At 40.9% G+C, this 26,123-nt stretch carries 22 protein-coding genes; 9 read left to right on the forward strand and 13 right to left on the reverse strand.

The window, feature by feature from the left end:
- Positions 1-201: 201 nt before the first annotated feature.
- Together BLR53_RS13010 and pyrR are read right to left on the reverse strand one after the other, a co-directional pair.
- The gene (locus BLR53_RS13010; RefSeq protein ID WP_074590236.1) at positions 202-1,134 is read right to left on the reverse strand and encodes an aspartate carbamoyltransferase catalytic subunit; all 933 of its coding nucleotides are present in this window, start codon (positions 1,132-1,134) and stop codon (positions 202-204) included.
- Positions 1,135-1,137: 3 nt separating this feature from the next.
- Positions 1,138-1,686, reverse strand: a complete 549-nt coding sequence (gene pyrR, locus BLR53_RS13015; RefSeq protein ID WP_037441442.1) for a bifunctional pyr operon transcriptional regulator/uracil phosphoribosyltransferase PyrR — start codon at positions 1,684-1,686, stop codon at positions 1,138-1,140.
- 120 nt (positions 1,687-1,806) lie between these two features.
- On the opposite strand from pyrR, the gene BLR53_RS13020 reads away from it, so the two are divergent.
- A complete protein-coding gene (locus BLR53_RS13020) occupies positions 1,807-2,202 on the forward strand; it encodes a thiol-disulfide oxidoreductase DCC family protein (protein ID WP_037441440.1) in 396 nt (131 codons plus the stop codon).
- 117 nt (positions 2,203-2,319) lie between these two features.
- Here the strand turns inward: BLR53_RS13020 and rpsA are convergent, their stop codons facing one another.
- Entirely contained in the window at positions 2,320-4,254 is a 1,935-nt protein-coding gene (gene rpsA, locus BLR53_RS13025; protein ID WP_074590238.1) for a 30S ribosomal protein S1, read from the reverse strand.
- A gap of 130 nt (positions 4,255-4,384) precedes the next feature.
- Positions 4,385-5,275: a helix-turn-helix transcriptional regulator gene (locus BLR53_RS13030; protein WP_074590240.1), complete on the reverse strand. Its 891-nt coding sequence runs from the start codon at positions 5,273-5,275 to the stop codon at positions 4,385-4,387.
- A gap of 62 nt (positions 5,276-5,337) precedes the next feature.
- Here BLR53_RS13030 and BLR53_RS13035 point away from each other — a divergent pair, with 62 nt between their 5' ends.
- Together BLR53_RS13035 and BLR53_RS13040 are read left to right on the forward strand one after the other, a co-directional pair.
- Positions 5,338-8,388, forward strand: a complete 3,051-nt coding sequence (locus BLR53_RS13035; protein ID WP_074590242.1) for a SusC/RagA family TonB-linked outer membrane protein — start codon at positions 5,338-5,340, stop codon at positions 8,386-8,388.
- A 4-nt stretch (positions 8,389-8,392) separates the two neighbouring features.
- Positions 8,393-9,898 (forward strand): SusD/RagB family nutrient-binding outer membrane lipoprotein, encoded by a 1,506-nt coding sequence (locus tag BLR53_RS13040; RefSeq protein WP_074590244.1) that lies wholly within the window; start codon positions 8,393-8,395, stop codon positions 9,896-9,898.
- Positions 9,899-9,952: 54 nt separating this feature from the next.
- Here BLR53_RS13040 and cmk read toward each other — a convergent pair whose 3' ends face one another.
- On the reverse strand, positions 9,953-10,651 hold the full coding sequence (gene cmk, locus BLR53_RS13045; RefSeq protein WP_074590246.1) for a (d)CMP kinase: 699 nt from the start codon (positions 10,649-10,651) through the stop codon (positions 9,953-9,955).
- A gap of 27 nt (positions 10,652-10,678) precedes the next feature.
- Between cmk and BLR53_RS13050 the strand changes: the two genes are divergently transcribed.
- Complete coding sequence (locus BLR53_RS13050) at positions 10,679-11,092, forward strand: peptide chain release factor-like protein (RefSeq protein WP_037441435.1); 414 nt, start codon at positions 10,679-10,681, stop codon at positions 11,090-11,092.
- Positions 11,093-11,094: 2 nt separating this feature from the next.
- Here BLR53_RS13050 and BLR53_RS13055 read toward each other — a convergent pair whose 3' ends face one another.
- Together BLR53_RS13055 and lon are read right to left on the reverse strand one after the other, a co-directional pair.
- The gene (locus BLR53_RS13055; protein WP_074590248.1) at positions 11,095-12,048 is read right to left on the reverse strand and encodes a lipid A deacylase LpxR family protein; all 954 of its coding nucleotides are present in this window, start codon (positions 12,046-12,048) and stop codon (positions 11,095-11,097) included.
- Positions 12,049-12,103: 55 nt separating this feature from the next.
- Positions 12,104-14,575 (reverse strand): endopeptidase La, encoded by a 2,472-nt coding sequence (lon, locus tag BLR53_RS13060; RefSeq protein ID WP_074590250.1) that lies wholly within the window; start codon positions 14,573-14,575, stop codon positions 12,104-12,106.
- A gap of 274 nt (positions 14,576-14,849) precedes the next feature.
- Here lon and BLR53_RS13065 point away from each other — a divergent pair, with 274 nt between their 5' ends.
- Positions 14,850-15,476: a tetratricopeptide repeat protein gene (locus tag BLR53_RS13065; RefSeq protein ID WP_037441431.1), complete on the forward strand. Its 627-nt coding sequence runs from the start codon at positions 14,850-14,852 to the stop codon at positions 15,474-15,476.
- Positions 15,477-15,567: 91 nt separating this feature from the next.
- On the opposite strand, the gene BLR53_RS13070 is transcribed toward BLR53_RS13065, so the two are convergent.
- Positions 15,568-16,107 (reverse strand): hypothetical protein, encoded by a 540-nt coding sequence (locus BLR53_RS13070; RefSeq protein ID WP_074590253.1) that lies wholly within the window; start codon positions 16,105-16,107, stop codon positions 15,568-15,570.
- A complete protein-coding gene (gene gpmI / locus BLR53_RS13075; RefSeq protein WP_037442511.1) occupies positions 16,107-17,627 on the reverse strand; it encodes a 2,3-bisphosphoglycerate-independent phosphoglycerate mutase in 1,521 nt (506 codons plus the stop codon). Before gpmI ends, BLR53_RS13070 begins: the two co-directional genes overlap by 1 nt.
- A 136-nt stretch (positions 17,628-17,763) precedes the next feature.
- Between gpmI and BLR53_RS13080 the strand changes: the two genes are divergently transcribed.
- The 4 genes from BLR53_RS13080 to BLR53_RS13095 are packed head-to-tail and all read left to right on the forward strand — an operon-like array spanning position 17,764 to position 20,578.
- The gene (locus BLR53_RS13080; RefSeq protein WP_037442509.1) at positions 17,764-18,159 is read left to right on the forward strand and encodes a DUF4783 domain-containing protein; all 396 of its coding nucleotides are present in this window, start codon (positions 17,764-17,766) and stop codon (positions 18,157-18,159) included.
- Positions 18,160-18,207: 48 nt separating this feature from the next.
- Positions 18,208-19,050 carry a carboxylating nicotinate-nucleotide diphosphorylase gene (nadC, locus tag BLR53_RS13085; RefSeq protein ID WP_074590256.1) on the forward strand — a complete coding sequence of 281 codons (843 nt, stop codon included), beginning with the start codon at positions 18,208-18,210 and terminating at the stop codon, positions 19,048-19,050.
- A gap of 3 nt (positions 19,051-19,053) precedes the next feature.
- On the forward strand, positions 19,054-19,707 hold the full coding sequence (gene plsY, locus BLR53_RS13090; RefSeq protein WP_037442505.1) for a glycerol-3-phosphate 1-O-acyltransferase PlsY: 654 nt from the start codon (positions 19,054-19,056) through the stop codon (positions 19,705-19,707).
- Positions 19,708-19,750: 43 nt separating this feature from the next.
- The gene (locus BLR53_RS13095; RefSeq protein WP_037442503.1) at positions 19,751-20,578 is read left to right on the forward strand and encodes a M48 family metallopeptidase; all 828 of its coding nucleotides are present in this window, start codon (positions 19,751-19,753) and stop codon (positions 20,576-20,578) included.
- 37 nt (positions 20,579-20,615) lie between these two features.
- On the opposite strand, the gene BLR53_RS13100 is transcribed toward BLR53_RS13095, so the two are convergent.
- From BLR53_RS13100 to BLR53_RS13115, 4 genes are all read right to left on the reverse strand, one after another.
- The gene (locus tag BLR53_RS13100) at positions 20,616-21,887 is read right to left on the reverse strand and encodes an anthranilate synthase component I family protein (protein WP_037442501.1); all 1,272 of its coding nucleotides are present in this window, start codon (positions 21,885-21,887) and stop codon (positions 20,616-20,618) included.
- A 70-nt stretch (positions 21,888-21,957) separates the two neighbouring features.
- On the reverse strand, positions 21,958-23,235 hold the full coding sequence (locus BLR53_RS13105) for an adenylosuccinate synthase (RefSeq protein WP_074590258.1): 1,278 nt from the start codon (positions 23,233-23,235) through the stop codon (positions 21,958-21,960).
- 39 nt (positions 23,236-23,274) lie between these two features.
- Positions 23,275-23,766 (reverse strand): Fur family transcriptional regulator, encoded by a 492-nt coding sequence (locus BLR53_RS13110; RefSeq protein WP_037442778.1) that lies wholly within the window; start codon positions 23,764-23,766, stop codon positions 23,275-23,277.
- A gap of 63 nt (positions 23,767-23,829) precedes the next feature.
- The gene (locus BLR53_RS13115; protein WP_037442777.1) at positions 23,830-26,037 is read right to left on the reverse strand and encodes a RelA/SpoT family protein; all 2,208 of its coding nucleotides are present in this window, start codon (positions 26,035-26,037) and stop codon (positions 23,830-23,832) included.
- Between the last annotated feature and the right edge of the window lie 86 nt (positions 26,038-26,123).

Consider the following 26,123-nt stretch of genomic DNA (forward strand, 5'->3'; position numbering starts at 1 on the left):
TTTAAATTTCTGTCTCCTTATCAGTTCGTGCCGGACGAATCCGTTCATGTCTGACAGTACCTCGTTTTAATCTGGATCTAATACGTTTGGTGCTAATATAAATATTGTAATGCAGCTTGTTAACATAAGAAGTTAACAAGTGTTAATAACACTGTTTAACGTAAAGATGAAAAAAATGGTATACCGATAAAGAACTTGTACTTAATCCCTTTGAGAAGCGAGCAGATATAATACCGCCATTCGTATTGCAACTCCGTTTTCGACCTGTTCCAGGATGATGGACTGTTTGCTGTCGGCGACATCACTTGTAATCTCCACACCCCGGTTTATCGGGCCCGGGTGCATGACAATGATTTCTTTATTCAAGTTGTCAAGAATTTTCTTGTTCAGACCGTACATCATAGCATATTCCCTTAGGGAGGGGAAATATTTGATATCCTGACGTTCCAGCTGAATGCGCAGCATATTAGCCACGTCACACCAGTTTAATGCAGTAATCAGGTCATGTTCAACTTTCACACCAAGGCTGGCAATATGTTTGGGTATCAGGGTTGCAGGACCGCAGACCATTACTTCTGCTCCCAGTTTCTGCAGACACAGAATATTAGAGATAGCCACACGGGAGTGCAGGATATCTCCTACAATCACTACCTTTTTGCACCGTACTTCGCCTAACTTCTGGCGAATCGAATACGCATCAAGCAATGCCTGAGTTGGGTGTTCATGTGCGCCATCGCCGGCATTTACAATCTGTGCGTTGATATGTTTGCTTAGGAATACCCCTGCACCTGCATAAGGATGTCTCATTACAACCATATCCACCTTCATGGAAAGGATATTATTGACAGTGTCAATCAGAGTCTCGCCTTTGCTGACAGAAGAAGACGAAGCTGCGAAATTGATTACATCAGCAGACAGCCTTTTTTCGGCAAGTTCAAATGAAAGTTTTGTACGCGTAGAATTTTCGAAGAAAATATTTGCAATAGTAATATCACGCAGGGAAGGAACCCTTTTGATCGGACGGTTAATCACGTCCTTGAAATTATCTGCAGTTTCGAAAATCAATTCAATATCATTCAGGTTAATGTCCTTAATACCTAAAAGATGTCTGGTTGATAGTTTATCTGCTGCCATTGCTTATTGATTTCGTTCTGATAATAAAATTACTTTGTCTTCGCCTTCCGTTTCTTTCCAGCTCACTCTCACTAACTGAGAATCTATGCTGTCAACTTGCAGGCCTATATAATCCGGTTCAACGGGAATTTGTCTTGAAAATCTTCTGTCAATTAAAACAAGGAGCTCTACTTTCGCCGGTCTGCCGTAAGCAAGCAGAGCATCCAGCGCAGATCTGATGGTGCGTCCTGTCCAGAGTACGTCGTCCAGCAGGATTACGTTGCAACCTTCAATTAAGAAATCTATGGTATTGCTGCTGGCGGAGACTATGCCATCCTTTCTTCTGAAGTCATCGCGGAAGAATGTGATGTCCAGATTACCCTTTCTAATGTTTTTATCAGGAAGGATTGCAGAAAGCTCTTGTTTAACCCTGTCGGCGAAATAACTGCCACGTGGCTGAATTCCAATAAGAACAGTATTTGAAAAATCGTTGTGATTCTCAATTAATTGATGACAAAGTCTCTTAATTGTGATTTGGAATTTTTTACCGTCTAGCAGGGTTCTCTTTTGCATTGACAAATTGATTAAGCAAATATAAATAATCAGATTGAATTCTGTGGCCGCAATGTTAATTAATTTCGGGGAGCTCTCCAACTTCAAATGCAATTAAAAGCTAAATGCTTAGATTTGAGCATGGAAGCTCAGATCGTTTTTTTCGATGGCGTATGTAATCTGTGTACTGGTACGGTGAAGTTTATTATCAATAGAGACAAGCAGGACAAGTTCCGGTTTGCTGCACTTCAGAGTGAGGTAGCAAAAAAGACATTGAAAGACTTTAATATTAATCCAGAAAATTCGGGTACTATATTATTGCTGAAAGAAGGAAAAGTTTATCAGAAGTCGGCTGCGGCATTAGAAATTGCAGCCGGTTTGGGTGGAGGATGGGCGACACTTAAAATATTAAAGCTCGTACCAATATTCATCCGGGATTTCGTTTATGAGAAGATTGCAGCGAACCGTTACCGCATTTGGGGTAGGGAGGAGAGCTGCATGGTACCTTCGCCAGAGTTGAAAGCGAAGTTTCTATAAAGGGGTCGTTCTTCTCCAAGCGATATTCAAGACATCCGGCATAATTCGATATAAAATCAGAAGCAAAAAAAAAGCATCCCCTGCGGGATGCTTTTTATATATAAAGCTTTTAAAAGATTATTTTCCTTTGTTTTTGCTTTCTTCGCCTTCCATTTGCTCTTTTAATTGAGCTAATACGCCAAGATCACCAAGGGTTGATTTCTCAACTGAATCTTTAACTTTTTTAACTGCATTGCTGGATGCTTTAGCTTCTTTTTTCTTAGATGCTCTTTCTTCAGCGGCAACTTCAGCTTTAGCCTCTTCCCAGATACGGGCATGAGAAACAACGATACGTTTAGCATCTTTGTTAAACTCGATGATTTTGAAATCATTAGTTTCTTCAGCTTTGATAGTAGTACCATCTTCTTTGGCCATATGTTTTGTTGGTACGAAACCTTCAACACCATAAGGTAAAGCAATAACAGCACCTTTATCAGTTACTTTAACAACAGTTCCCTGGTGGATTGAATCTAACGTGAAGATAGTTTCAAAAGTATCCCAAGGGTTTTCTTCTAATTGTTTGTGTCCTAAGCTCAGTTTGCGGCTATCAACATCTAATTCAAGAACAACTACGTCTAATGTATCACCAACTTTAGTGAATTCGTTAGGGTGGTTAACTTTTTTAGACCATGAAAGATCAGAGATATGGATTAAACCATCAATACCTTCTTCAATTTCCACGAATACACCGAAGTTAGTCATGTTTTTAACTACAGCAGTATGTTTGCTTCCGATAGGATATCTTTCAGCAACATTTTGCCAAGGATCCTGAGTTAATTGCTTAATACCTAAGCTCATTTTGCGTTCATCGCGGTCTAAAGTTAATACTTCAGCTTCGATTTCATCGCTAACTTTAAGGAATTCTTGTGGACTGCGTAAGTTTTGAGACCAAGACATTTCTGAAACGTGAATTAAACCTTCAACGCCAGGAATGATTTCAAGGAATGCACCATAATCAGCTACAGTAACGATTTTACCTTTAACTTTAGATCCAACAACAAGGTTAGTATCTAAACTTTCCCAAGGATGTGGAGTCAATTGTTTCAAGCCTAAAGCAATACGTTTTTTCTCGTCATCAAAGTCAAGAACAACTACATTGATTTTTTCGTCTAAGCTTAATACTTCTTTTGGATGCTCTATGCGGCCCCAAGAAATATCAGTGATGTGTAGTAAACCGTCAACGCCACCTAAATCGATGAATACACCGAAGTCTGTAATGTTTTTAACAGTTCCTTCAAGTACCTGTCCTTTTTCAAGTTTAGATACGATCTCAACTTTTTGACTTTCTAAATCGTCTTCAATTAAGATTTTGTGTGATACTACAACGTTTTTGAATTCATGGTTAATTTTAACAACTTTGAATTCCATAGTTTTACCTACGTAAACATCGTAATCGCGGATCGGCTTGATGTCGATCTGAGAACCAGGTAAGAAAGCTTCAACACCCATGATGTCAACGATAAGACCACCTTTAGTACGGCTTTTAACAAATCCGTTGATGATTCTGTCATTGTCAAGGGCTTCGTTGATAGATTCCCAAGATCTCTGAGTTTTAGCTCTTTTACGAGATAAAATCAATTGACCATTTGCGTCTTCCGGAGCTTCAACAAATACATCAACTGTGTCGCCGATTTTCAAATCAGGAGTATCACGGAACTCAGAAGTAGATACTAAACCGTCAGATTTAAATCCTACGTTTAATACTACGTCTTTATTGTTGATTGAAACAACAATACCGCTAATGATTTCACCTTGGTTGATTTGATTGAAAGTATCGGTATACATCTCTTCAAACTTTTTACGGTCTTCGTCAGAGTAATTTCCGAAAGCTTTGTCGTCAGCATCCCAGTCAAAGTCTTGATCTGGAGTTGCCAGTGATGATTTGATCTCTTCGATCGACATAGAATCTGCTTCAGATTCTACAGTTTCTCTTTCAGTCAGACGAGCGTCTGCACCTTGTAATTCGGCTTTTTTAGCCAATAATTCTTTTTCTGCTACTTGTTTTTTTGCCATTAATCATTTAATCTCCTTTTCCCTATTAGGGACAGCAAAGATAGAAATTAATATTTTTAATAAAAGAATAATTTAATAAATGTTGTTGATTTAGAACATTTTGTGAGTATTCAGGACCGTATTGTTCAGCTTATAAAAGAATTAGCAGAAATTCGGGATCAAAAAATATCCAGAGGAATTTAAGTCTGGCTGGTAAATAACCAAAGTACTTCTTAAATGCACTGCTGAAATGTGTAGCATGTTTATAGCCCATTTTCTGGGCAACTTCAGCCACGTTTGTACCACCTTTTAGTAAGATAGATCTGGCCTCTTCCATTTTGTGCTGGTTCAGGTAGCCATATACTGTGGTTCCGAATACCAGTTTGAAGTTCTTTTTGAGATTATATTCATTCGTGCCGACCATATGTGCGAGTGTGCGCAGAGAATACTGACTTTCCCCTTGGCTGAGTAAAATCTCCCTTGCGTTCTCCATTTTGGCCCTTTCGGCAGAATGCAGCACTGCATTGATCCCTTTTTTCAGGTAACTATCGGCCAGGGACCATTGTAAAGCCAGCAATTCGACCACTTTTGATTCTATATACAGATCTCCTCCAAAACCCTTATGATCAGAATTTTCAATTGCGTGCAGTACCGCATTTATTTCCGGGTTGAGGTGGAGATTGATTGCTGAAAAACGTCTTGGAAATCCCGACTTTATGAAAAACTGTTGAAAAGCATCCAGGTCTTCCGGCAGGTACCTGGTAATAAAATCCATATTCAGGCTAATGCAGATAAGCATTGCGGTCTCTTCCGGGTTAGGATTAGAAAGGATATAATCCGAGTTGAGATGGAAAAGATTGTGCTGTCTGGATTTTAGACTTACCTGAAGATCAAATCCCAGTACAGGTTCTAAGCAAAGGCAGCCCTGTGTTACAAACAGCATTTTAAGGCCCGCGTCCAGGGTAACCGGCATACTGTCAAGTTCATAAACTGCGTACTCAAATTCTCCTTTTACCGTCAGTTGTTCTCCTTCTTCCGTCATTGGCTACTGATATATTTGCAGCGAATTTATAACTATTAAGACTATTTCCAAATAAATACCTTATGAATAAAACTTTTACACTATTTATTATTTGTATTTGCCTAGGTTTTCAGACGCTCGCACAGCAAAGAAAACTTACGGGAACAATTAAAGACAGAAGTGATGGCATGCCGCTTCCCGGTGCTACTATACTTAATTTAAGCACTAAAGAAACAGGGATAGCCAGTTCGACAGGCGGTTATACGCTTAGTGCTAACAGTGGAGATAAACTGCAGATCAGTTATACCGGTTACCGGACTGCTATTATTACACTTTCGGCAAACCAGCAGGACCTGCACATTAATCTCGACTCAGATGTAAGTGAACTTTCGGAAGTAGTAATTACTTCCGCATTGGGGATTAAGAGACAAGCGCGGGAAATGGGAAGCTCGGCCCAATTGGTGAGTTCCTCCGAACTGAATCAAGGTAAGACAGTAAACCCGCTTGCCGGGCTTGCCAGTAAAGTTGCCGGCTTGAGAATTAACATGAATGATGCTACGAGTGGTAAAACAGAACCCCTTATTCAAATACGTTTACGCGGGTCAAGATCATTTAATGACGCTAAAAACAATCCAATTTATGTAGTAGATGGAGTTCCTGTACCAGACATAGGCAGATTAAATCCAAATGATATTGAAAGCATTACCGTGTTAAAAGGGGCTAATGCAGCTGCTTTATACGGATCAGAAGGTGTCAATGGTGCACTGATGATTACGACAAAGAAAGGCGCAGCCGGCCCGGGATCAATAAACTTTTCAAACAGTACGCTATTTTCCAAGGCCTTTCTGCTTCCGCCTGCCCAGAATAAATTCGGCCAGGGCCAGAATGGAGTATATTCCCCGACTCAATATGAATCATGGGGCCCGGCATTTGACGGAACTATGAAAGATTTGGGCTTGCCTTTACCAGACGGAAGTCAGCCGCAGGCATTTTATGGGGCTCCCTCAAAAGATAACCGGATGGATATGTTTAATACAGGAAGCACTATTCAGAATGATTTATCATTTTCAGGAGGAGACGATAAGTCTACCTATTTCTTATCTATGCAGCGGGTAGATATCAACGGAGTTATTCCAGGAGATAAGAGCTCAAGAACAGGCGCAAGATTTAATGGAACCCGAAAATTTGGGAAACTGAATACCTCATATAATTTTAATTATATTTTCAGTAAAAGAAATACAACACCCGATGGACCATGGTATAACCTATATATACAACCTGCCAATCTGGACGTTGCTGGTTTGAGAAACTGGAAAGACGAGAACAGCGCAGCGCACCCTTTAAATTATTATACCGATGCAACAGGGGCAAAGAACCCTTTCTTTCTAATGGATAATAACCGGAATATGTCCGACCTGCAAACCATCAATGGAAAGATCGAGCTGGACTATGAATTCACTCCTTGGTTTAGCGCCGTATATAGAGCCGGCCTTTACAGTACTGCAGATGAAACCAGAACGACCACGAATAAACTAGCATCTTCATCCGGGAACAGAAATGTAAACGGGTCTGTATATGATGGGAGCAATAACTTCCGCAGATTCAATAACGACCTCATGCTAAACTTTAAAAAACAGTTCGGTAAATTCAGTACACGCCTGTTGCTCGGACAGAATGTAAGAATGGATAATACCAAAGTCACAGAAATTGGTAGTACTAACTTATTGTTGCCCGATCTGTTTAATCCCGGGAGCCGTACCGGTGAGTTGGGCGGATTAGCAAGAATAGTGAAATACCGTTCCTTGGGGAGCTATGGAGAATTCACAGCAGGTTATAACAACTATCTTTTCCTGACGGTAACCGGTAGAAATGATATGGTTTCTGTGCTGAGTAAAGAAAATCAATCCTATTTTTATCCAGGAGTAAGCTCTTCCTTCGTTTTCACAGATGCAATTCCAGCGTTAAAAGGTAAGTCATTCCTTTCTTTTGGTAAGGTGTTCGCATCCTTTAACAAGACTGGAAACGTAACATTGGATCCTTATACCTTAAACAATGCCTATAGCCAGACTAACGGTTTCCCTTTCGGGTCGCTGGTCGGTTATACCCCGGGCTTGATTAACCCAAATCCGAATATCAAACCCGAATTTGTTAAATCATTTGAAGCCGGCCTTCAGTTAGGATTCTTTGATAATCGCTTAAACGTAGAGGCGGCATATGTCTATTCAGATTCTGATGGACAGATATTCGAAGCGTTAACATCGAGTGCGACCGGATATAATAATACTATCGTCAATTCAGGCAGATTAACCAACTCTATTATTGAATTAAGTCTGAATGGTGACATTGTTCGTAATAAAGATTTCAGATGGAATATGGGCTTTAACTTTACTTATATCAATAATAAAGTCAAAACTCTTTTTGCTGGATTAGATGAGTTTAGAATGTTTAGGCAATCCTATGCTGTTATCGGGCAATCTTACCCATTGCTGAGAGTAAGTGATTATGCTAAATACGACGGTCAAGTGATCGTCAATAAAGATGGAAATACAACTACAGTAGCCGACAATACAGATCTTGGCACTATGGTTCCACCTTATCAGATGGGCTTGAGTACAAGACTTGATTATAAAGGATTTAGCGTTTCTGCTCAATTTGACTCCCGTTTAGGCGGCTGGTTATATTCTGAGGTTGTACCCCGTATGTATACAGCAGGAACACATCCAGCGACGATCGCTTATGACAGACAGCCATTTATTTTTCCGAATTCGGTAATTAATACCGGGACGGCAAAAGATCCCATTTATGTGGAAAATACATCCGTGTATTCCAAGGGTGACAAAGCTTTCTGGGATGCACAGGGGAAAGTTCAGCGGAATACAGCTGCTAAATCTGACTTCCTGAAATTACGTGAATTAAATATCAATTACACTTTACCGGCAAGTCTGTTGAAAGGACAGAAGGTAATTAAGCAGGCAAGCATAGGTGTTGTGGGTACAAACCTGTTTATTATCAGACATAAAGATAATAAGTTCGGAGATCCGGAATCTCTTTACAACCAGACAGACGGTTACCTGAGTTTCCGTCAGATACCGCCAGTACGCACATTTGGATTCCAGTTGAACGTAACACTATAAAAATATGAAGATCTTACAATATACTATACTAACCGCAGGACTGCTCAGTCTGGGTTCCTGCAAGAAATTTCTGGATGTTAATGATAACCCTAATTCACCCGTTTCTGAAAATTTAACACTGAGTGCTAAATTGCCGGCGGCATTAATCAGCACCGTTAATCAGGAAACAGGACAAATAAACCAGCTTACTGCTCTTTGGGGCGGTTATTGGGGTACTACAAGTGAAGGAACCAATCTGTTTTTTAAGGAGAAAACCTATAATGGAGTTGCTATTCGCGGAACACGTGACGGCATTCAGATTTGGGAAGGCAGTTATAATACCTTATTATATTACGAACTCATTAAAAAACAAGCTATTCAGGAAAATGCACTTTATTATAGCGGTATAGCTAAAATCATGCAGGGCTGGCATTTTATGCGCTTGGTAGACCTTTATAATAATGTACCTTTTGAGGAAGCATTACAAGGCACGCAGTTTATCACACCAACTTACGAGTCCGGTAAATCAGTTTATGAGAAATCTATACAGTTAATTACCGATGGTATTCAAGATATCAAAGCTGCTTCACCAGCTGGTACTCCGGCACAGGCAGATGTTATATTTGCCGGTAACAAAACACTTTGGACAAAATTTGCCAATACCATTAAATTAAGAGGATTATTGCGTCAGTCAGAAGCCAAAAACGAAGCTTACATTAAAACTGAGATTGAGCGAATCGTGCAAGAAGGAAGTGGATTTCTAAATGCAGGAGAGAGCGCACTGGCCAGACCTGGTTATCTGAATACCAATGGAAAGATGAATCCATTCTGGGAAAGTAATTATCGGAATGCAGGCGGGCAGACCACTAACCATTTAAGTATCCGTCCTACAGTTTATGTGATTAATAAATATGAATCGTTAAATGATCCGAGACTGGATAAAATTTATGTGCCTGTGAAAGGCGCTTACAAAGGTGTTTTATTTGGAAATCCGCAAGTAGAAGATCAATATAATGCGTCAAATACCTCTGCATTTCGTGGCCCGGTAGAAAATGATAATAAGCCGGCAGGATTATTTAAAAGCTTCGATCAGCCCTCGGTGTTGCTCAGCTCTTTTGAAAGTCTTTTCCTTCAGGCAGAAGCTGCACAGCGCGGTTGGATCGGGGGAAGCAGCCAGACTTATTACCAGGCTGCTATACAGGAATCGATGAAGTATCTGACGGTTACGCAGCCCGAGATCAACACTTATCTGCAGCAAACCAGTGTAACTTTAACCTCAGCAGCAAATCCGGTCCAACGGATTATCGAACAAAAATGGCTGGCTTTGAATAGTATTAGCAGTATGGAGGCATGGAGTGATTTCCGCAGGACAGGATTTCCCGATATTCCGAACAGTCTTCAGGCACCATCATCAGATGCAAGACCATTACGCCTGATGTATCCGGAGTCAGAAAGGCAAACCAATGGAGCGCAGGCCGATAAACAAGGTAATGACGATATTATTACTGCCAAAGTATGGTGGAACCCATAAATAGCAGATATTAAAAGAAAAGGGCCAAATTCACTGGCCCTTTTCTTTTAAACATTAATTCTTATCCGGATTTACCGGTGGTATGGCCGCTTTTACTTTATCGAGTGCAAAGTTGAGCTGCTCTTGCGGCGTAATTTTTGTGTTGTCGAGTATAATAGCATCATCTGCGCGTACCAGGGGACTTTCCGTTCTTGTGGTGTCAGCATAATCGCGGTGCGCAATATTTTCAAATACATTTTCCAGGGAAGTCGTTGTATCTCCTTTAGATTGTAATTCTCTAAACCTGCGTTCAGCACGTACCTTTGGGTCGGCGGTCATGAAAAACTTGATTTGTGCGTCAGGAAATACGGTGGTACCGATATCTCTTCCGTCCATAACAATGTTTTTAGACTTGCCCATACGCTGCTGCTGTCTGACCATTTCCCGGCGAACCAGTTTTTGGGCAGAAACTTCACTGACATTTTCCGAAACAGGCATTTGTCTGATTTCCTCCGATACCTCTTCACCGTTCAGTGTGATATGAGATTCATAATCGCGCGCATGAAAATTCAGTTCGATATGCTGCAGTGCATCCGCGACGGCAAGCTCATCCGAACAACTGATCTGGTTTCTAATAAAATAGAGCGTAACAGCACGATACATAGCACCGCTGTCAATATATATAAAACCAAGCTTTTTGGCGAGTGCTTTTGCTAAAGTGCTCTTGCCGCATGAAGAATAGCCATCTATGGCTACCACAAGATTTTTTCTCATATGGTTCAAAGTTAGTATTTTTGACAAATGATACCTGATAAAGAAAGCATATTCAATGCGGTTAAAGTAAAAACTTCCCGAAGCGGTGGGAAAGGGGGGCAGCATGTAAATAAGGTGTCTAGTAAGGTGGAGCTTATTCTCCATCTCGAAAGTGCAGATTTCCTAACCACAGAAGAGAAATCCTTACTGCGTGAAAGACTGGCTTTCAGAATAGACCAGGAAGATCAGTTACATGTTATCTGTCAGGAAGACCGCAGTCAGCTGCAGAATAAAGAGCGGGCGGCAGAAAAGCTAATTTCCTTAATTATTTCTGGCTTACATGTCAGTAAAATACGTAAGCCTACAAAAATACCGCGTGGTGTAGTACTTAAGCGCCGGAGTGATAAGAAAAATCTATCTGCCAGGAAAGAAACCCGTAAAAGGCCACCGGTGCATGATTAGTATTAGTTAAACCTGTAGGCAAGGCTGATTGTGCCAAACTGGTGGGCAGCAGCACTACTTTTAACCTCTTTAGTTTTAAATGTCATACTGTAATCTGCACTAAAGCGCTGAGAGCTATAGTTAATGCCCAATAATTGACTGAATACAATCGGTTTTGCACCAAAAGTAACCGGACTGCTATTATTGAACATACTTCCCTGTATGGTGGCATCATAAGCTACGACATTAAGTTGCGGCCTGGCATAGAAGAAGATTTCATGTTTAACCAAAGCCTTAGTTTTAGGCTGGTTACCAATCACTGCATTGCTGTATGCAGCGTTAAAAAGCTGGTTAATTTTTCCTGTCCGGATAAGAAGTCCTGCTCCTGCACCACTGAAAGTTGTCCCCAGATTGGCGTAGCTGTCCAGTGACAAATCCACTGCGTCTTCCGCGAACCTGGTTAAGAGGCGTGTGTATTGCGCAGATAAATTTATGGCCAGTTCATTTCTGATTTGCTGGTCCCAGCCACCGGTTTCATAGAACCCAAAAGTTTTATGGAGCAATTTCTGACCAGCTTCTGCTAAAGAGTTTTTTCCCGTTGTTCCTACCTGTACTTTCGTTTTCAGTATACTTTCATTGCTGTATAAAAGTTGTAAACCGGCTTCTGCAAAAAGATATCCTGCAAATGGACGATCCTGCTTTGCCGGATCAGGGGCGTAACCCGAATAAGGGTTAAACATCTGTTGTCCGAGTGTGAAAGAATAAATCTTTTTCTCCAAACCTTCTTTCAGCTGCTGCTGATCAGGAGCGTGTCTGAAATTCAGAAAAAGGCCATTCGTATAATAACGGTCAGATCCCTGTCCGAGGTAAGAATCATTATCACTGTTAAAGCCCAGTTCATTCTTAAAATTTTGTGCTTGAGCAGAGCAGCCCAAAAGGATCAGAAAGAAGAACGATAAGTATCTGTAATATTTCATGTGAATTCAAAAAAAAAGCCCCGGTTTACCGGGGCTCTAATTTATATCTTTAAAATCAGATTGTGTCCGATTTAGTATTTATTGTCAGATTCTGAGGATTTTTAACCTGATCTTTCATTAAAGCCAGTTCAACTACTTCTCTCATTTCCGTAACGTAGTGGAAATTCAGGTCTTTGATATAACTTTCTTTAATTTCCAGAATATCCTTACGATTCGATTTGCAAAGAATAATTTCTTTGATATTTGCACGCTTCGCCGCAAGGATTTTTTCCTTGATACCGCCAACTGGCAATACTTTCCCGCGAAGGGTAATCTCACCAGTCATTGCCAGGTTAGATTTAACTTTACGTTGTGTAAATGCAGACGTTAGTGCAGTTAACATCGTAATCCCGGCAGACGGACCATCTTTCGGTGTAGCACCGGCAGGAACGTGAACATGGACATCCCACTTATCAAATAATTCGAAAGCAATTCCGAATTGATCCGCATGGGCACGAAGATAGGCAAGGGCAATTACTGCAGATTCTTTCATGACATCACCAAGATTACCTGTCAGTGTCAGTTTTCCTTTTCCCGGGCTCAGACTAGCTTCGATAAAAAGAATATCTCCACCAACCTGTGTCCAGGCTAAACCTGTTACGACACCGGCAACTTCATTTCCTTCGTAAAGGTCCTTATCGTAGATCGGGGCACCAAGAATACGCTCCACATCGGCGTTTGTTAATGCCGGTTCGTAAGGTTCTTCCATAGCGATTTTGGTCGCGATTCCACGAACCAGTGAGCCTATTTTTTTCTCCAGGCCACGTACACCAGATTCACGTGTATAATCCTCGATAACCTTTTCAATCAGTGCAGAACGTAAGGTGATATCTTTCGTTTTGATACCGTGCTGTTCCTTTTGTTTAGGGAGCAGGTATTTTTTTGCGATTTCGATTTTTTCTTCTATCGTATAACCATTCACTTCAATAATCTCCATCCTGTCCAGTAAAGCTGGCTGAATAGTACTTAGTGAGTTGGCTGTTGCAATAAATAAAACATTCGACAGATCGTAATCAGCTTCCACATAATGGTCGTTGAAGGCGCTGTTTTGTTCCGGATCCAGTACTTCCAGCAGGGCAGAAGAAGGGTCACCCCTGAAATCAGACCCAACTTTATCAATCTCGTCCAATACAAAAACCGGATTAGCAGCACCAGCTTTTTTAATAGACTGAATAATTCTGCCGGGCATTGCACCAATATATGTCTTCCGGTGTCCTCGTATTTCGGCTTCATCCCTGATACCGCCAAGCGCCATACGAACATATTTACGGTTCAAAGCTTTGGCAATAGACTTACCCAGAGATGTTTTACCAACTCCCGGAGGGCCTACCAGACAAAGTATAGGCGCTTTCATATCTTTTTTCAGTTTAAGAACAGCCAGGTATTCAATAATACGCTGTTTAACTTTCTCCAGTCCGAAATGATCCTTATCCAGCACACGCTGTGCACGCTTAAGATCAAAATTATCTTTAGTGAAATCACCCCATGGCAGATCCAGCAGTAATTCCAGGTAATTCATCTGAATAGAATAATCCGGTGCAGCAGGATTCATACGGCCCAGTTTCTCCAGCTCTTTGTTGAAGTGACCCTTAACCTCTACCGACCATTTTTTCTTTTTAGCTCTGGTTTCCAGCGCTTCATATTCCAGGTCAGAAGAATTTCCACCCAGTTCTTCCTGGATAGTTTTTAGTTGCTGATTTAAGAAATAATCACGTTGTTGTTTATCCAGATCTGTCCGGACCTTATGCTGAATCTGGTTTTTTAGTTCCAGCATCTGCAGTTCCAGAGTGAGTAATTCCATGACCATCAGCGCACGCTCTCTCAGATTATCCATCTGGAGCATTTTCTGTTTGTCTTTAACATCTGCATTCATATTAGAAGAGATGAAATTGATTAGAAAAGAAGTGCTTTCGATGTTTTTAAGTGCCATTGCTGCTTCGCTAGGAATATTAGGCGAGAGCTGGATTATCTGCGAGGACATTTCACGGATAGACGCAACAAGAGCTTTAAACTCTTTGTCTTTCTTGAATTTAACCTCATCAAATTTACTGATGGTTACTTTAATATATGGGTCAGACTGAATTTCTTCAATCAGACGGAAGCGCTGTTTTCCCTGGATAATGACAGTTGTGTTACCATCGGGCATCTGCAGCATTTTTATAATATGGGCAACCGTACCAACCTTATTTAACTGATCAAATGTAGGATCCTCAATAGACACATCTGTCTGGGAGACAACACCAATGATCTTATCCCCTTTATAAGCTTCTTTAATAAGCTTGATAGACTTATCCCTTCCGACGGTGATTGGAATGACAACACCTGGAAATAAAACTGTATTCCGCAGTGGAAGTATAGCTAAAATATCGGGCGTATCTTCGTTATTCATCTCATCTTCATCCTGTTGGGACATTAGCGGGAAAAATTCAGTGTCTTCATTTATGATAGGTAGTGCATTGCCAAAATCAAATTGATCTTTTATACTCATTAATAGGCCTTTCTAAAGTAAAAAAACGACATTCTGACAGTATGCCGTTTATGAAAATTGTAATTCTATATGATAGCTTATAATTTCAACTGTTGTGCCAAAGCCTGAATTAATTCAATTGCCTGTTAAAAAGTCAGCTTGTTTAATTTAAATTGCTTTGGTTATCATAATATCTTGTTTTTGACGTTAAACAGAGTGATGTAAATAAAACACCCGGATTTTAGTATCAAATTACAACGATTTTATATCTTTATTTTTTTATAATTAACCATTGATGAATAACATTAAAAAAGCACTTGTCATATTGTTCGTATTATCAGCCTATTCAGGATACGCCCAGAGCGGTGGATATGATAAATTAGGTATGCAGGCTATGATGAAAGGTGATTACAAAGGAGCAGTTGCACAATTAGAAAAAGCTGATGCCAAAACACCAAGTAGTCCAAGCGTGTTAAAGATGTTGGGCTATTCGTACTTTCAGTGCGGTGATTTTGAAAATTCAATAGAGACTTACAGCAGGCTAATTACTATTAAGCCGGCAGATTACTCTGCTTATTACTATCGTGGTAAAGCCAGACAAAATGTAGCTAATGATCCGAAAGAATCGCTCAATCAGATGCGGGAGAACTTCTATCAGTCTGCAATTAAAGATTTCACGAAAGCAATTGAGATTAACGGCGAAGAAGATACACAGTTGCTGCAGAACAGAGGCTTAGCTTATAAAGATTATGCGATCTATAAATCTTATAAGATTAAAAAGAAAGTAGAGAAGGAAGCTTGCGTAGCCCTGTTTAACAACTCTATTGCAGATTTTCAGAAAGTATTAACTGTGCAGCCTTTACGTAAAGACATTATCTCATTGATTGATTATGTAAAAGCTCAGATTTCAAGCCTTAAATAAGCGTAGCTTATTTAACGAATACAGCTAACAAAAAAGAGCCATTTCCGATCGGAAATGGCTCTTTTTTGTTTATCAAACATCATATTATTTTTTATTTCTGCGGGAAAAGACCGCGCATCAGGTAGTTCTTCTGATCCATAAGCCGTATTTTCTGAGATTTACTAATCTGGTATAACTCACCTGGCTTGTAGACCAAAGTGTCGGCAGAGTCATATAAAGAATTATTGGTGTGGAGAATAATATTGATTTCATCGATGGTATTACCCGATTTGTGAAGATCTACTTTTCTGACAGGGATTTTTTCACTTTTTGTCGTGTATGACTCCAGGCTGTCGGTCACAGTATGTATAAATTCACCCTTCCAGGCTGGTTTGTTAATATCTGCATCAATAAATATACTCAGCTCTTTTGACCAGTCTGCAATCTGCAGTTTTTTTTCTTCCTGACTGCCATTCAGTACGACGGTTTTGCTGATCAGCGGATTTTGCTGCTGAAGTTTTGACGCTTCAGCAGTAAAATAACCTTTCAGATCAAAATAAGATTTATCTGTATTAGTTTTTCCGGGCTCCCGGTTATTGCAGGCCGAAGCCATCATCAGTAAGCCTAACGGAATTTTTAAAATAAATTTCATTAAATCAGTGAATTTCCAGTCATTATTTCCGGTTTTTCAAGACCCATTATTTTGAGGATAGTAGGGGCTATGTCACCGAGTTTACCATCGGCAATAGTTTGGTATTCCGTTCCGACAAGAATACAAGGCACAAGGTTAGTAGTATGAGCAGTGTTGACAGAACCGTCTTTGTTAACCATGAACTCCGAATTACCATGGTCAGCCAGGATGATAAAAGCATATCCGTTTTCCAGGCCTTTTTTAACTACGGTCTCTGCACAATGATCTGCAGTTTCCACCGCTTTGACTACCGCATCGAAAACACCCGTATGACCAACCATGTCCGGATTAGCAAAGTTCAGACATATAAAATCTGCCCAGCCACTTTCCATTTCCTTTACGATAGCCTCAGTAATTCCTGCAGCACTCATTTCGGGCTGAAGGTCATACGTTGCTACCTTTGGCGAAGGAATCATAATTCTTTTCTCATTCTCAAATTTCAGCTCTCTGCCACCTGAAAAGAAGAAGGTAACATGTGGATATTTTTCGGTCTCCGCAATACGGATCTGGTTTTTATGATTACGCTCAAGAACCTCTCCGAGAGTATTGGTTAAATCATCTTTGGTGAAAATTACTTTAACATCTTTAAAGTTCTCATCATATGTGGTCATCGTCACATAGTATAATGGAAGTTTATGCATGTTAAACTCAGGATAATCATTCTGGGTTAAAGCTGCGGTAATTTCACGGCCACGGTCAGTTCTATAATTGAAACAGATTACCACATCATCCGGCTGGATTACAGCTACCGGTTTATTGTCAGCACCCGTAACAGCGATTGGATTAATAAATTCATCTGTGATACCGTCAGCATAAGATTTTTCTATAGCAGCAATAGGGTCGCTGGTCTGTTCGCCGGTCGCATGTGTAAGCAGATTATAAGCCTGACTTACCCTTTCCCAGCGTGAATCTCTGTCCATTGCATAGTATCTTCCAATTAAACTTGCCAGTTTACCGGTTGATCCGGCGAGATGACTTTGAAGATCTTTGACGAAACCCAGACCTGAATTAGGGTCTGTATCACGGCCGTCCAGAAACGCATGTACAAATACATTACTTAAGCCAGCTTCACCTGCAGCATCACATAAGCCTTTAAGATGATTAATATGGGCATGCACTCCACCATCAGACAAAAGTCCGATAAAATGAACTGGTTTATTGTTGTTTTTAGCATAGGCGAAAGCTGCTGTCAGCGTTGGGTTGGTCTTAATTGAGCCATCGCTAATTGCTTTGTTGATCCGTCCGAGTTCCTGATATACTACACGTCCGGCGCCGAGGTTCATATGCCCGACTTCTGAATTTCCCATTTGTCCTGCCGGAAGGCCAACAGCTTCACCGGAAGCCTCCAGTTTAGAGTTCGGATATTGTTTGAGCAAAGAATCGAAAAATGGGGTGTTTGCAGCGTATGCTGCGTCTGAATTATCTTGTTTTCCATAACCCCAGCCGTCCAGGATCAGGAGCATTACTTTTTTATTGTTCATTTTATATAGAATTGAGTTCCGGCGAATTGTTAACCTAACAAATATAACCTTAATGCGGTTTGGTCGATAATCTATTTCTTATTTATGTGATGCAAATGGCATAATTTGTGTTCCGATAAATTGTTATCTTTAATCTATGATTAGATCCTTTTTTCCGGTATTGATTTTATTGACACATTTCTTCGATCCTGAGTTATTTCAGGGGGATATTGTCGATAATATTGCGCAGCTTTTCAAATCAGCAAATGCCAAAGAAATCAGTAAAAACTTCGCGCCTGCTGTGGAACTGTCTGTAAATGATAATGAAGACTCTTATTCCAAAGCTCAGGCGGAGCAGATCCTCCGTGATTTTTTTGTCAAGAGTCCGCCCGTCAGCTCGACTGTTGTACACTTGATTAATACGAACCCAAATTACCGTTTTGGTGTGTTGTCGCTGGCCACCAGAGGGGGCAAGTACCGGGTGGCAGTGACGCTCAAAAAGACAGGTAACACTTTTTTTATCACTGAATTAAGAATCGAACCCGATAAATAGTGTCACTAATTTACGTAAAAATGCTATTTTTGATCTAAAATACTTGATTTGGATACGGAATTAATACACCAATTTATTAAAAATGCTATCGCTGAGGACCTTGGTGATGGCGACCATACTTCACGCTCTACTATTCCAGAAGGGGCAACCGGAAAAGCTAAACTATTGATTAAAGAACCAGGTGTCCTTGCAGGAGTTACACTTGCGTTGGAGATTTTTGCCGAAGTAGATAAAAACCTTCAGGTTGAAATCCTGATGAAAGATGGTGATGAAGTAAAATACGGGGATATTGCATTTACCGTATCCGGTAGCAGCCGTTCCATACTACTTGCAGAAAGACTTGTACTTAACTGTATGCAGCGTATGAGTGGTATAGCCACTAAGACCAGAGACACAGTTGAATTACTGAAAGGAACTTCTACTCAGCTCCTTGATACCCGTAAAACTACACCAGGGCTACGCTATCTTGAAAAGTGGGCTGTCCGTATTGGCGGAGGAGTTAATCACAGAACCGGTCTATATGATATGATACTTATTAAAGACAATCATGTCGATTATGCAGGCGGAATATCGAAAGCAATTGTGGCAGCTAATAACTATCTGACGCAGACTGGTAAAGAGCTGGAAATAGAAATAGAAGTCAGAAATCTGGATGAATTACAGCAGGTTCTGGACCAGGGAATGGTTAACAGGATTATGCTGGATAACTTCAGCTTTGCAGATTTACGTCAGGCAGTTAACACGATAAATGGCAGGTATATTACAGAGGCATCCGGTGGAATTACACCGGAGACCATAGCTGATTATGCGGCATGCGGTGTAGATTATATCTCTATGGGAGCTTTAACCCATTCCGTGAAAAGTCTGGACATGAGTTTAAAAGCCTTTTAAGGTATGATATCCATTTATTCAATATCAGCAGTCATTCTTGCCTATTTGTGTGGCTCTATACCTACAGCGGTATGGCTCGGTCAGGCTTTTTATGGAATAGACGTGCGGGAATATGGCAGTGGAAATGCGGGTGCGACCAATACATTTCGTGTATTAGGTACAAAAGCAGGCCTGGCTGTTATGATCATTGATATCGCTAAAGGCTTTACAGCTACCAAACTGGCTTACTTTATTGGAATGTCTGTTACCGGGCCCCATAACTCTTCACAATTTGTAAATTATGAACTGGCACTGGGGGTTACTGCGGTTATGGGACATCTATTTCCTGTTTTTGCCGGTTTTCGCGGAGGTAAAGGTGTAGCGACGCTATTGGGGATGATTCTGGCAGTCAATTTTCCTGCAGCAATGCTGTGTGTGTTGGTTTTTGTAGTCACTTTACTACTTACCAAATATGTGTCACTGAGCTCTATTTGTGCAGGCTTTACATTTCCCCTCGGAATCATATTCGTCTTACATTCAACCATAAAATCAGAGGTGCTTTACAGTATGGTCGTTTGTATTCTGGTTCTGGTTACCCATCAGAAGAATTTGGAACGCCTTTTGAAAGGCAAGGAATCAAAGGTGTATCTTTTCAAAAAGAAAACATCCGCAACGTAAAATTGTTCTTGCTTTAAACCAGACTCCAATTAATCATAAACCAATGAAACATACCATACTTACAGGAGCAGCAGCCGTTCTCATGCTAACTTCTTCCTGTTCCACGGTTCCGCTTTCGGGCAGATCCAGAATTAGCTTTGTAAACGAGAGCGAAATGCAGACTGCTGCCGCACAGAGTTACAGTACGCTGCTGAAAAGCCCTGAAACCAAAATATTAAATAATGCAGATGCGCAGCGTGTCAAGATCATCGGGCAGAAGATTGCTACTGCAGTAACGCAGTATATGAATGCTAATGGTTATGCTTCACAGATTCAGGGTTTCAAATGGGAATTTAATCTTATTGACAGTAAAGAAGTGAATGCCTGGTGTATGCCGGGAGGAAAAGTTGCCGTCTATTCAGGAATTCTTCCAGTAACTAAAGATGATGCTGGACTGGCAACAGTAATGGGACATGAGATCGCACATGCTATAGCACAGCACTCTTCAGAAAGAGCGTCTAAAGCTGCAGTAGCTGAAGGTGTTGGTGGCTTATTAGGAGCTGCTACAGGAAATAAATCTGCTATTACACAAAATGTGATCAGCCAGGTATACGGTATCGGTGCACAAGGATTCTACCTGTTACCGAACTCCAGGACACAAGAGCTGGAAGCAGATCATCTGGGTTTAATCTTTATGTCTATGGCAGGTTATAATCCGAGTAATGCGGTAAGTTTCTGGCAAAGGATGGCTGCTGTCAGCAGCGGATCACAGAAACCACCTGAATTCTTAAGTACTCACCCTGCAGATGCAACAAGGATCGCACAGATTCAGAAAGATCTGCCGGAAGCAATGAAATATTTCAAGTCCACATCCGGAAAACCCGTAAAATAAAACAAAAAGAGCTGCCCATGGCAGCTCTTTTTGTTTATTAATCTTTCAACTGCTCAGGCTGAAGGGTATCTACGATCGCTGAAGCTTTCAAAATACATTCTTCATATTCAGCTGCTGCCGAAGATGCATAGGTAATTGCGCCGCCCACCTGGAAAGATAGATATTGCTCGTCAGCAGCATAAAATATACTCCTGATCAGTACATTAAAGTCAAAATCATCATTAGGGTCAAGGTATCCGATAGCGCCGGAATATGCGCCCCTTTTACTGAGTTCAATTTCTTCAATCAACTGCATTGCCCTGATCTTGGGAGCACCTGTCATTGACCCCATAGGGAAAGTATGACGGATGGCGTCAACCGGGTCAGCAGACGGATCCAGCTGACAGCTTACCGTAGAGATCATCTGGTGAACCTGCGGGAAAGAATAAATACCAAATAATTCTTCCACTTGCACAGAGCCTGGTACAGCACAACGTGTCAGATCATTTCTAACCAGATCAACGATCATTACATTTTCTGCCTGTTCCTTCAGATCATTGCGCAGTGCTGTTTTTAAAGCCTCATCGCTTTTATGGTCGCCGCTTCTTTTTGCTGTCCCTTTAATTGGTTGCGAGAATACTTTTGAGCCCCGTTTACAGAGGTATCGTTCCGGGCTGGCCGATAAGATATATTTTGCTCCACTTTTAAAATAAGCAGAAAAAGGAGTAGGGGACAAGCTGTTGAGCCGGTAATATAAAGCTAATGGATCCAGCAGTGCCGCTTCCGCATAAAATTCCTGACAGAAATTTACTTCATAGATATCGCCCCTTAAAATATGGTCACGCAGTTCTTCTACTTTACCGAGGTAAGTATTTCTGTCCATTCTGCTTTTAATTTCCATAGCAGGTCTGAGAGCGGGAGTTACTGGCAAAAGAGTAGCCTCAATAAGCATAACAAGGCTTTCGGGACCTTCCAGGATCTCTACCTGTCCGTTTTTGATGGCGATGAGGTATTCAGGTTCAAAAAAATAGAGATCGGGGAACCCGAGATGGTCAGTGTGGGCAGAATTAAGTTGTTCCGTTTCATTTTTCAAGTCATAACCAAGCAATCCAAACAGCCAGCTATTTCTTTCTTTGCGGAAACTTTTCAGGGCGTCGAATGCAGTTCCGGCATTTATAGCCAGTTCACGTCGTTTGCCGGCCGCAAGCAGGAAGTCATAGCGGGAATACTGGTCAGGATAGGTATTAGAGTCAAAACAGCAACAGACTTCAAACGCAGCTGCCCATTGCAACGCTTTTGCTTTAAAGTCTATCAGATTTGTTATTTCCATGGAGATGATCCGGAATTATACAGGAATAAAAAAGGCGGCACCAGGCCGCCTTTTATGCTTTTATTGAATACTAGTGTAAGATGATAGTCTGAACCCTGTCAGGACCAACAGACAGATATTTTACCGGAACTTCTAATTCTTTTTCCAGGTAAGTAATGTAATCCATTAATTTTTCAGGAATCTCACTAATCTCAGTGATTTTTGTGATATCAGTTTTCCAGCCTTCAATTGCTTTCAGAACAGGAGTTGGTTTAATAGAGATGATATCATATGGCATGTAATCAATTTTCTCACCATTGTGCTCGTAATGTGTACAAACATAAATTGTGTCAAACTCATTCATTACATCTGCTTTGGTCATTACCATTTCAGTAACACCATTCAGCATGATTGCATATTTTAAAGCTGGAAGGTCAATCCACCCACAACGTCTTGAACGTCCTGTAGTTGCGCCAAATTCATGGCCAACCTGACGCAGGGTTTCACCTGTCTCATTATCCAGTTCGGTAGGGAATGGCCCGCTGCCGACACGAGTACAATAAGCTTTGAAGATCCCTACAACGCTGCCAATTTTGTTAGGAGCAATACCTAAACCTGTGCAGGCACCTGCAGTAGTTGTATTTGAAGAAGTTACAAACGGATAAGAACCGAAATCAATATCCAGTAACGTACCTTGTGCACCTTCAGCTAATACTTTTTTACCTTCTTTCAGATAGCCATTTACGAAATGCTCGCTGTCTACATGTGGAATAGTTTTCAGGAATTCGATCGCTTCAAAGAAAGCTGCTTCTTTTTCCGTCAGATCATATTCGAAGTTATAATGTGAAAGCAGTTCTTTATGCTTATTCGCCAGTTTAGTATAACGTTCTTTAAAGTCAGGAAGTGTAGTATCGCCTACACGCAGGCCGTTACGACCTGTTTTGTCCATATAAGTAGGGCCAATACCTTTTAAAGTAGAACCAATTTTATCCTTTCCCATTTTCTGCTCGTTAGCAGCATCCAGTAACTGGTGGGTAGGTAAAATCAAATGTGCTTTACGCGCAATAACCAGTCTGCCGTTAGCCACAGGATCATGACCAGAAGTTTTCAGGTTATCTAATTCTCTTTTTAAAATGATCGGATCAATTACAACACCATTACCGATTAAATTCATGGTTTTCTCGTTGAAAATACCAGAAGGAATGGTATTTAAAACAAACTTTTTGCCATCAAACTCTAAGGTGTGCCCGGCATTCGGTCCGCCTTGGAAACGAGCTATCAAATCATATTGCGGACCTAATACGTCAACAATTTTTCCTTTGCCTTCATCGCCCCATTGCAGGCCAAGAAGCACGTCTACTTGCGTCATTATTTTAATTTAAGAAAAGATTATAATTGTGTTTGTTCTTTACGTTAGTTGGGTTTGCTTATCCTCCTGTTGTTTCTTTGTCGCTTTAGCGGAACAATCGAAACAGCTTCCATACATATTCAGGGAATGATGCTTGATGTCAAATTTCAACAGGTCACCAATCATAGATTGAATCTGATGAATGCGGGGGTCGCAAAATTCAACCACCTTGCCGCAATCAATACAAATCACATGGTCATGCTGATGATAACCATAGGATTTCTCGAATTGAGCCATGTTTTTACCAAACTGATGTTTAGTAACCAGGTCACAGGAAACCAGTAATTCCAAGGTATTGTACACGGTAGCACGGCTAACCCTGTACTTCTGATTTTTCATATGGATGTAGAGGGTTTCTACGTCAAAATGATCATCACGGGAATAAATCTCTTCGAGAATAGCAAAACGCTCAGGCGTTTTCCTCAGACTTTTATTTTCGAGATAGGCTTCAAATATTTTTCTGACCAACTCGCTGTTATGGTTTGTAGACATAGTTTTTAAACTCCAATCAAAGGTATCAATTTTTAAACATAACCGAATGATAAATTCGAAACTTTAAGCGTCGAATCGGGTCACGCCAGTCACACCTTTTACTTCTAACAGGTTTTTTATCAGGTTATCCAGGTGTTCTTTGTCGTTTACAAAGATCTTGATCGACCCGTCAAAAATACCATTATCGGTGTCCACAGTGATTGAACGCATATTTACTTTAAAATCATTCGATATAACTTTTGTAATATTATTTATAAGACCGACATCATCGATCCCAATAATATGCAGACCGGTCAGGAATGTCAGTTCCTGCTGTTTGTTCCATTTCGCTTTTACAATCCTATATCCATAGTTGGCCATCAGCTGTGCAGCATTCGGGCAATTGGTCCTGTGAATCTTAATTCCTTCGCTTACGGTGACAAAACCAAATACGTCGTCACCCGGAATTGGGTTACAGCAGGCGGCAAGGGCGTAATCAATTTTCTGCAGATCTTCGCCGATCAGTAAAATGTCCGATTCAGGCCCTTTAACCTTGTTTAGTAAAGCTTCGATTTGTTGCCCGTCGGTTCTTTCTGCACCTCTGTTTTCAATCTCTTTCTCGCTGGCTACATATTCTTTCAGGTCCTTCAGTTCGATCTTACCCTGCGCCACCGCAATAAACAGCTCCTGGGTTGAAGCCAGTTTAAAGAAATAACTTATTTTGTTCAGGTTGTCTGTATTATAAGTGATTTTCAGCGATTTAAGCTTGCGTTCCAGTGTTTCTTTACCTTCCTCTGCAATTTTTCTCTTTTCTTCTTTCAGCGAGGATTTGATCTTGGATTTGGCTTTCGCCGTAACCACAATATTCAACCAGTCTTCCTTTGGAGTTTGCTTGCCGGAAGTGATAATCTCTACCTGATCTCCGTTCTGCAATTTATAAGAAAGCGGCACCAGCTTGTGGTTTACTTTAGCACCTATACATTTTGCGCCGACATCTGTGTGAATTTCAAATGCAAAATCCAGTGCGGTTGCGCCGAGCGGAAGCTGAATTAAAGCACCTTTAGGCGTAAAGATGAAGATCTCATCAGAGAACAGGTTCATTTTAAAATCATCCAGAAAATCCAGTGCATTGGCCTCTGGATTACTCAGCATTTCCCTTACTTTCATGATCCACTGATCCAGACCATTGTCATTGGTAGACTCTTTATATTTCCAATGTGCGGCGAATCCTTTCTCTGCAATCTCATTCATCCGCTGTGTACGGATCTGGACTTCTACCCATTGCCCCTTAGGCCCCATAACAGTCGTGTGCAATGATTCGTACCCATTTCCCTTAGGAGAGGAAACCCAGTCTCTCAAGCGGTCCGGATTGGGGCGGTAAAGGTCTGTCACAATAGAATATGCCTTCCAGCAGTCTGCTTTTTCATTTTCAGGTGAACTGTCCAGAATAATTCTGACGGCAAAAAGATCATAAACCTCTTCAAAAGGTATATTTTTCTTTTTCATCTTATTCCAGATGGAATGTATAGACTTTGGCCTGCCATAGATATCAGCCAGCAGGCCCTGCTCCGCAAGTATTTCATTGATTGGCTCAACGAACCTCTTTACGAAAAGTGTGCGTTCTGCTTTTTTCTCGTTAAGTTTTGTGGCAATAAATTTATAAGTATCCGGTTCCAGGTACTTCATGGACAAATCTTCAAGCTCCGATTTAATCGCATACAGCCCCAGGCGGTGAGCCAGTGGTGCGTACAGATAAATGGTTTCGGAAGCGATTTTTAACTGCTTATGCCTTGGCATGAAATCCATTGTCCGCATATTATGCAGCCGGTCTGCCAGTTTAATCAGAATAACGCGGACGTCATCTGCCAGCGTGAGCAGCATTTTTCTGAAATTTTCAGCCTGAAGAGAACTATTGTAGTCAAAAACGCCCGCTATTTTGGTTAAACCGTCAATAATCCTGGCCGTTTTTTTACCAAACTCTCTTTCTATATCTTCTAGTGTAATATCAGTATCCTCTACAACATCGTGCAACAGGGCACAAACGATAGATGTAGTACCCAGTCCGATTTCCTCAGCAGCGATTTGTGCAACTGCAATTGGATGATAGATATAAGGTTCGCCAGATTTACGGCGCATGTCTTTATGGCTTTCAAGCGCCATGTCGAAAGCTTTGCGGATCTCCTTCTTATCACCTTTTTGCATGGTTGGCTTACAGGCACGCAAGAGGGCACGGTATCGCTTCAGGATTTCTTGCTTTTCTGCTTCTAAATCAATTACTAAGGTGTTCTTCATTTGTATTATTTTCGTAATAATTATAGCTTGTTAGACGTTTAAGGCTATATTAGGTTTAATGGTAAACCTAATGTATTAAATTTGCT

This window comes from Pedobacter antarcticus, from assembly GCF_900103515.1.
GTDB lineage: Bacteria > Bacteroidota > Bacteroidia > Sphingobacteriales > Sphingobacteriaceae > Pedobacter > Pedobacter antarcticus.

What these genes read in the sequence shown, in the direction of transcription:
- BLR53_RS13080 (WP_037442509.1), top strand. Translation starts at nt 17,764, where the DNA reads ATGATTAGATCCTTTTTTCCGGTATTGATTTTATTGACACATTTCTTC.
- BLR53_RS13040 (WP_074590244.1), top strand. Translation starts at nt 8,393, where the DNA reads ATGAAGATCTTACAATATACTATACTAACCGCAGGACTGCTCAGTCTG.
- gpmI (WP_037442511.1), bottom strand. Translation starts at nt 17,627, where the DNA reads ATGAACAATAAAAAAGTAATGCTCCTGATCCTGGACGGCTGGGGTTAT.
- BLR53_RS13115 (WP_037442777.1), bottom strand. Translation starts at nt 26,037, where the DNA reads ATGAAGAACACCTTAGTAATTGATTTAGAAGCAGAAAAGCAAGAAATC.
- BLR53_RS13050 (WP_037441435.1), top strand. Translation starts at nt 10,679, where the DNA reads ATGATACCTGATAAAGAAAGCATATTCAATGCGGTTAAAGTAAAAACT.
- BLR53_RS13100 (WP_037442501.1), bottom strand. Translation starts at nt 21,887, where the DNA reads ATGGAAATAACAAATCTGATAGACTTTAAAGCAAAAGCGTTGCAATGG.
- BLR53_RS13095 (WP_037442503.1), top strand. Translation starts at nt 19,751, where the DNA reads ATGAAACATACCATACTTACAGGAGCAGCAGCCGTTCTCATGCTAACT.
- BLR53_RS13020 (WP_037441440.1), top strand. Translation starts at nt 1,807, where the DNA reads ATGGAAGCTCAGATCGTTTTTTTCGATGGCGTATGTAATCTGTGTACT.
- BLR53_RS13035 (WP_074590242.1), top strand. Translation starts at nt 5,338, where the DNA reads ATGAATAAAACTTTTACACTATTTATTATTTGTATTTGCCTAGGTTTT.
- BLR53_RS13055 (WP_074590248.1), bottom strand. Translation starts at nt 12,048, where the DNA reads ATGAAATATTACAGATACTTATCGTTCTTCTTTCTGATCCTTTTGGGC.
- lon (WP_074590250.1), bottom strand. Translation starts at nt 14,575, where the DNA reads ATGAGTATAAAAGATCAATTTGATTTTGGCAATGCACTACCTATCATA.
- BLR53_RS13070 (WP_074590253.1), bottom strand. Translation starts at nt 16,107, where the DNA reads ATGAAATTTATTTTAAAAATTCCGTTAGGCTTACTGATGATGGCTTCG.
- BLR53_RS13010 (WP_074590236.1), bottom strand. Translation starts at nt 1,134, where the DNA reads ATGGCAGCAGATAAACTATCAACCAGACATCTTTTAGGTATTAAGGAC.
- cmk (WP_074590246.1), bottom strand. Translation starts at nt 10,651, where the DNA reads ATGAGAAAAAATCTTGTGGTAGCCATAGATGGCTATTCTTCATGCGGC.
- rpsA (WP_074590238.1), bottom strand. Translation starts at nt 4,254, where the DNA reads ATGGCAAAAAAACAAGTAGCAGAAAAAGAATTATTGGCTAAAAAAGCC.
- plsY (WP_037442505.1), top strand. Translation starts at nt 19,054, where the DNA reads ATGATATCCATTTATTCAATATCAGCAGTCATTCTTGCCTATTTGTGT.
- BLR53_RS13030 (WP_074590240.1), bottom strand. Translation starts at nt 5,275, where the DNA reads ATGACGGAAGAAGGAGAACAACTGACGGTAAAAGGAGAATTTGAGTAC.
- BLR53_RS13105 (WP_074590258.1), bottom strand. Translation starts at nt 23,235, where the DNA reads ATGACGCAAGTAGACGTGCTTCTTGGCCTGCAATGGGGCGATGAAGGC.
- BLR53_RS13065 (WP_037441431.1), top strand. Translation starts at nt 14,850, where the DNA reads ATGAATAACATTAAAAAAGCACTTGTCATATTGTTCGTATTATCAGCC.
- pyrR (WP_037441442.1), bottom strand. Translation starts at nt 1,686, where the DNA reads ATGCAAAAGAGAACCCTGCTAGACGGTAAAAAATTCCAAATCACAATT.
- BLR53_RS13110 (WP_037442778.1), bottom strand. Translation starts at nt 23,766, where the DNA reads ATGTCTACAAACCATAACAGCGAGTTGGTCAGAAAAATATTTGAAGCC.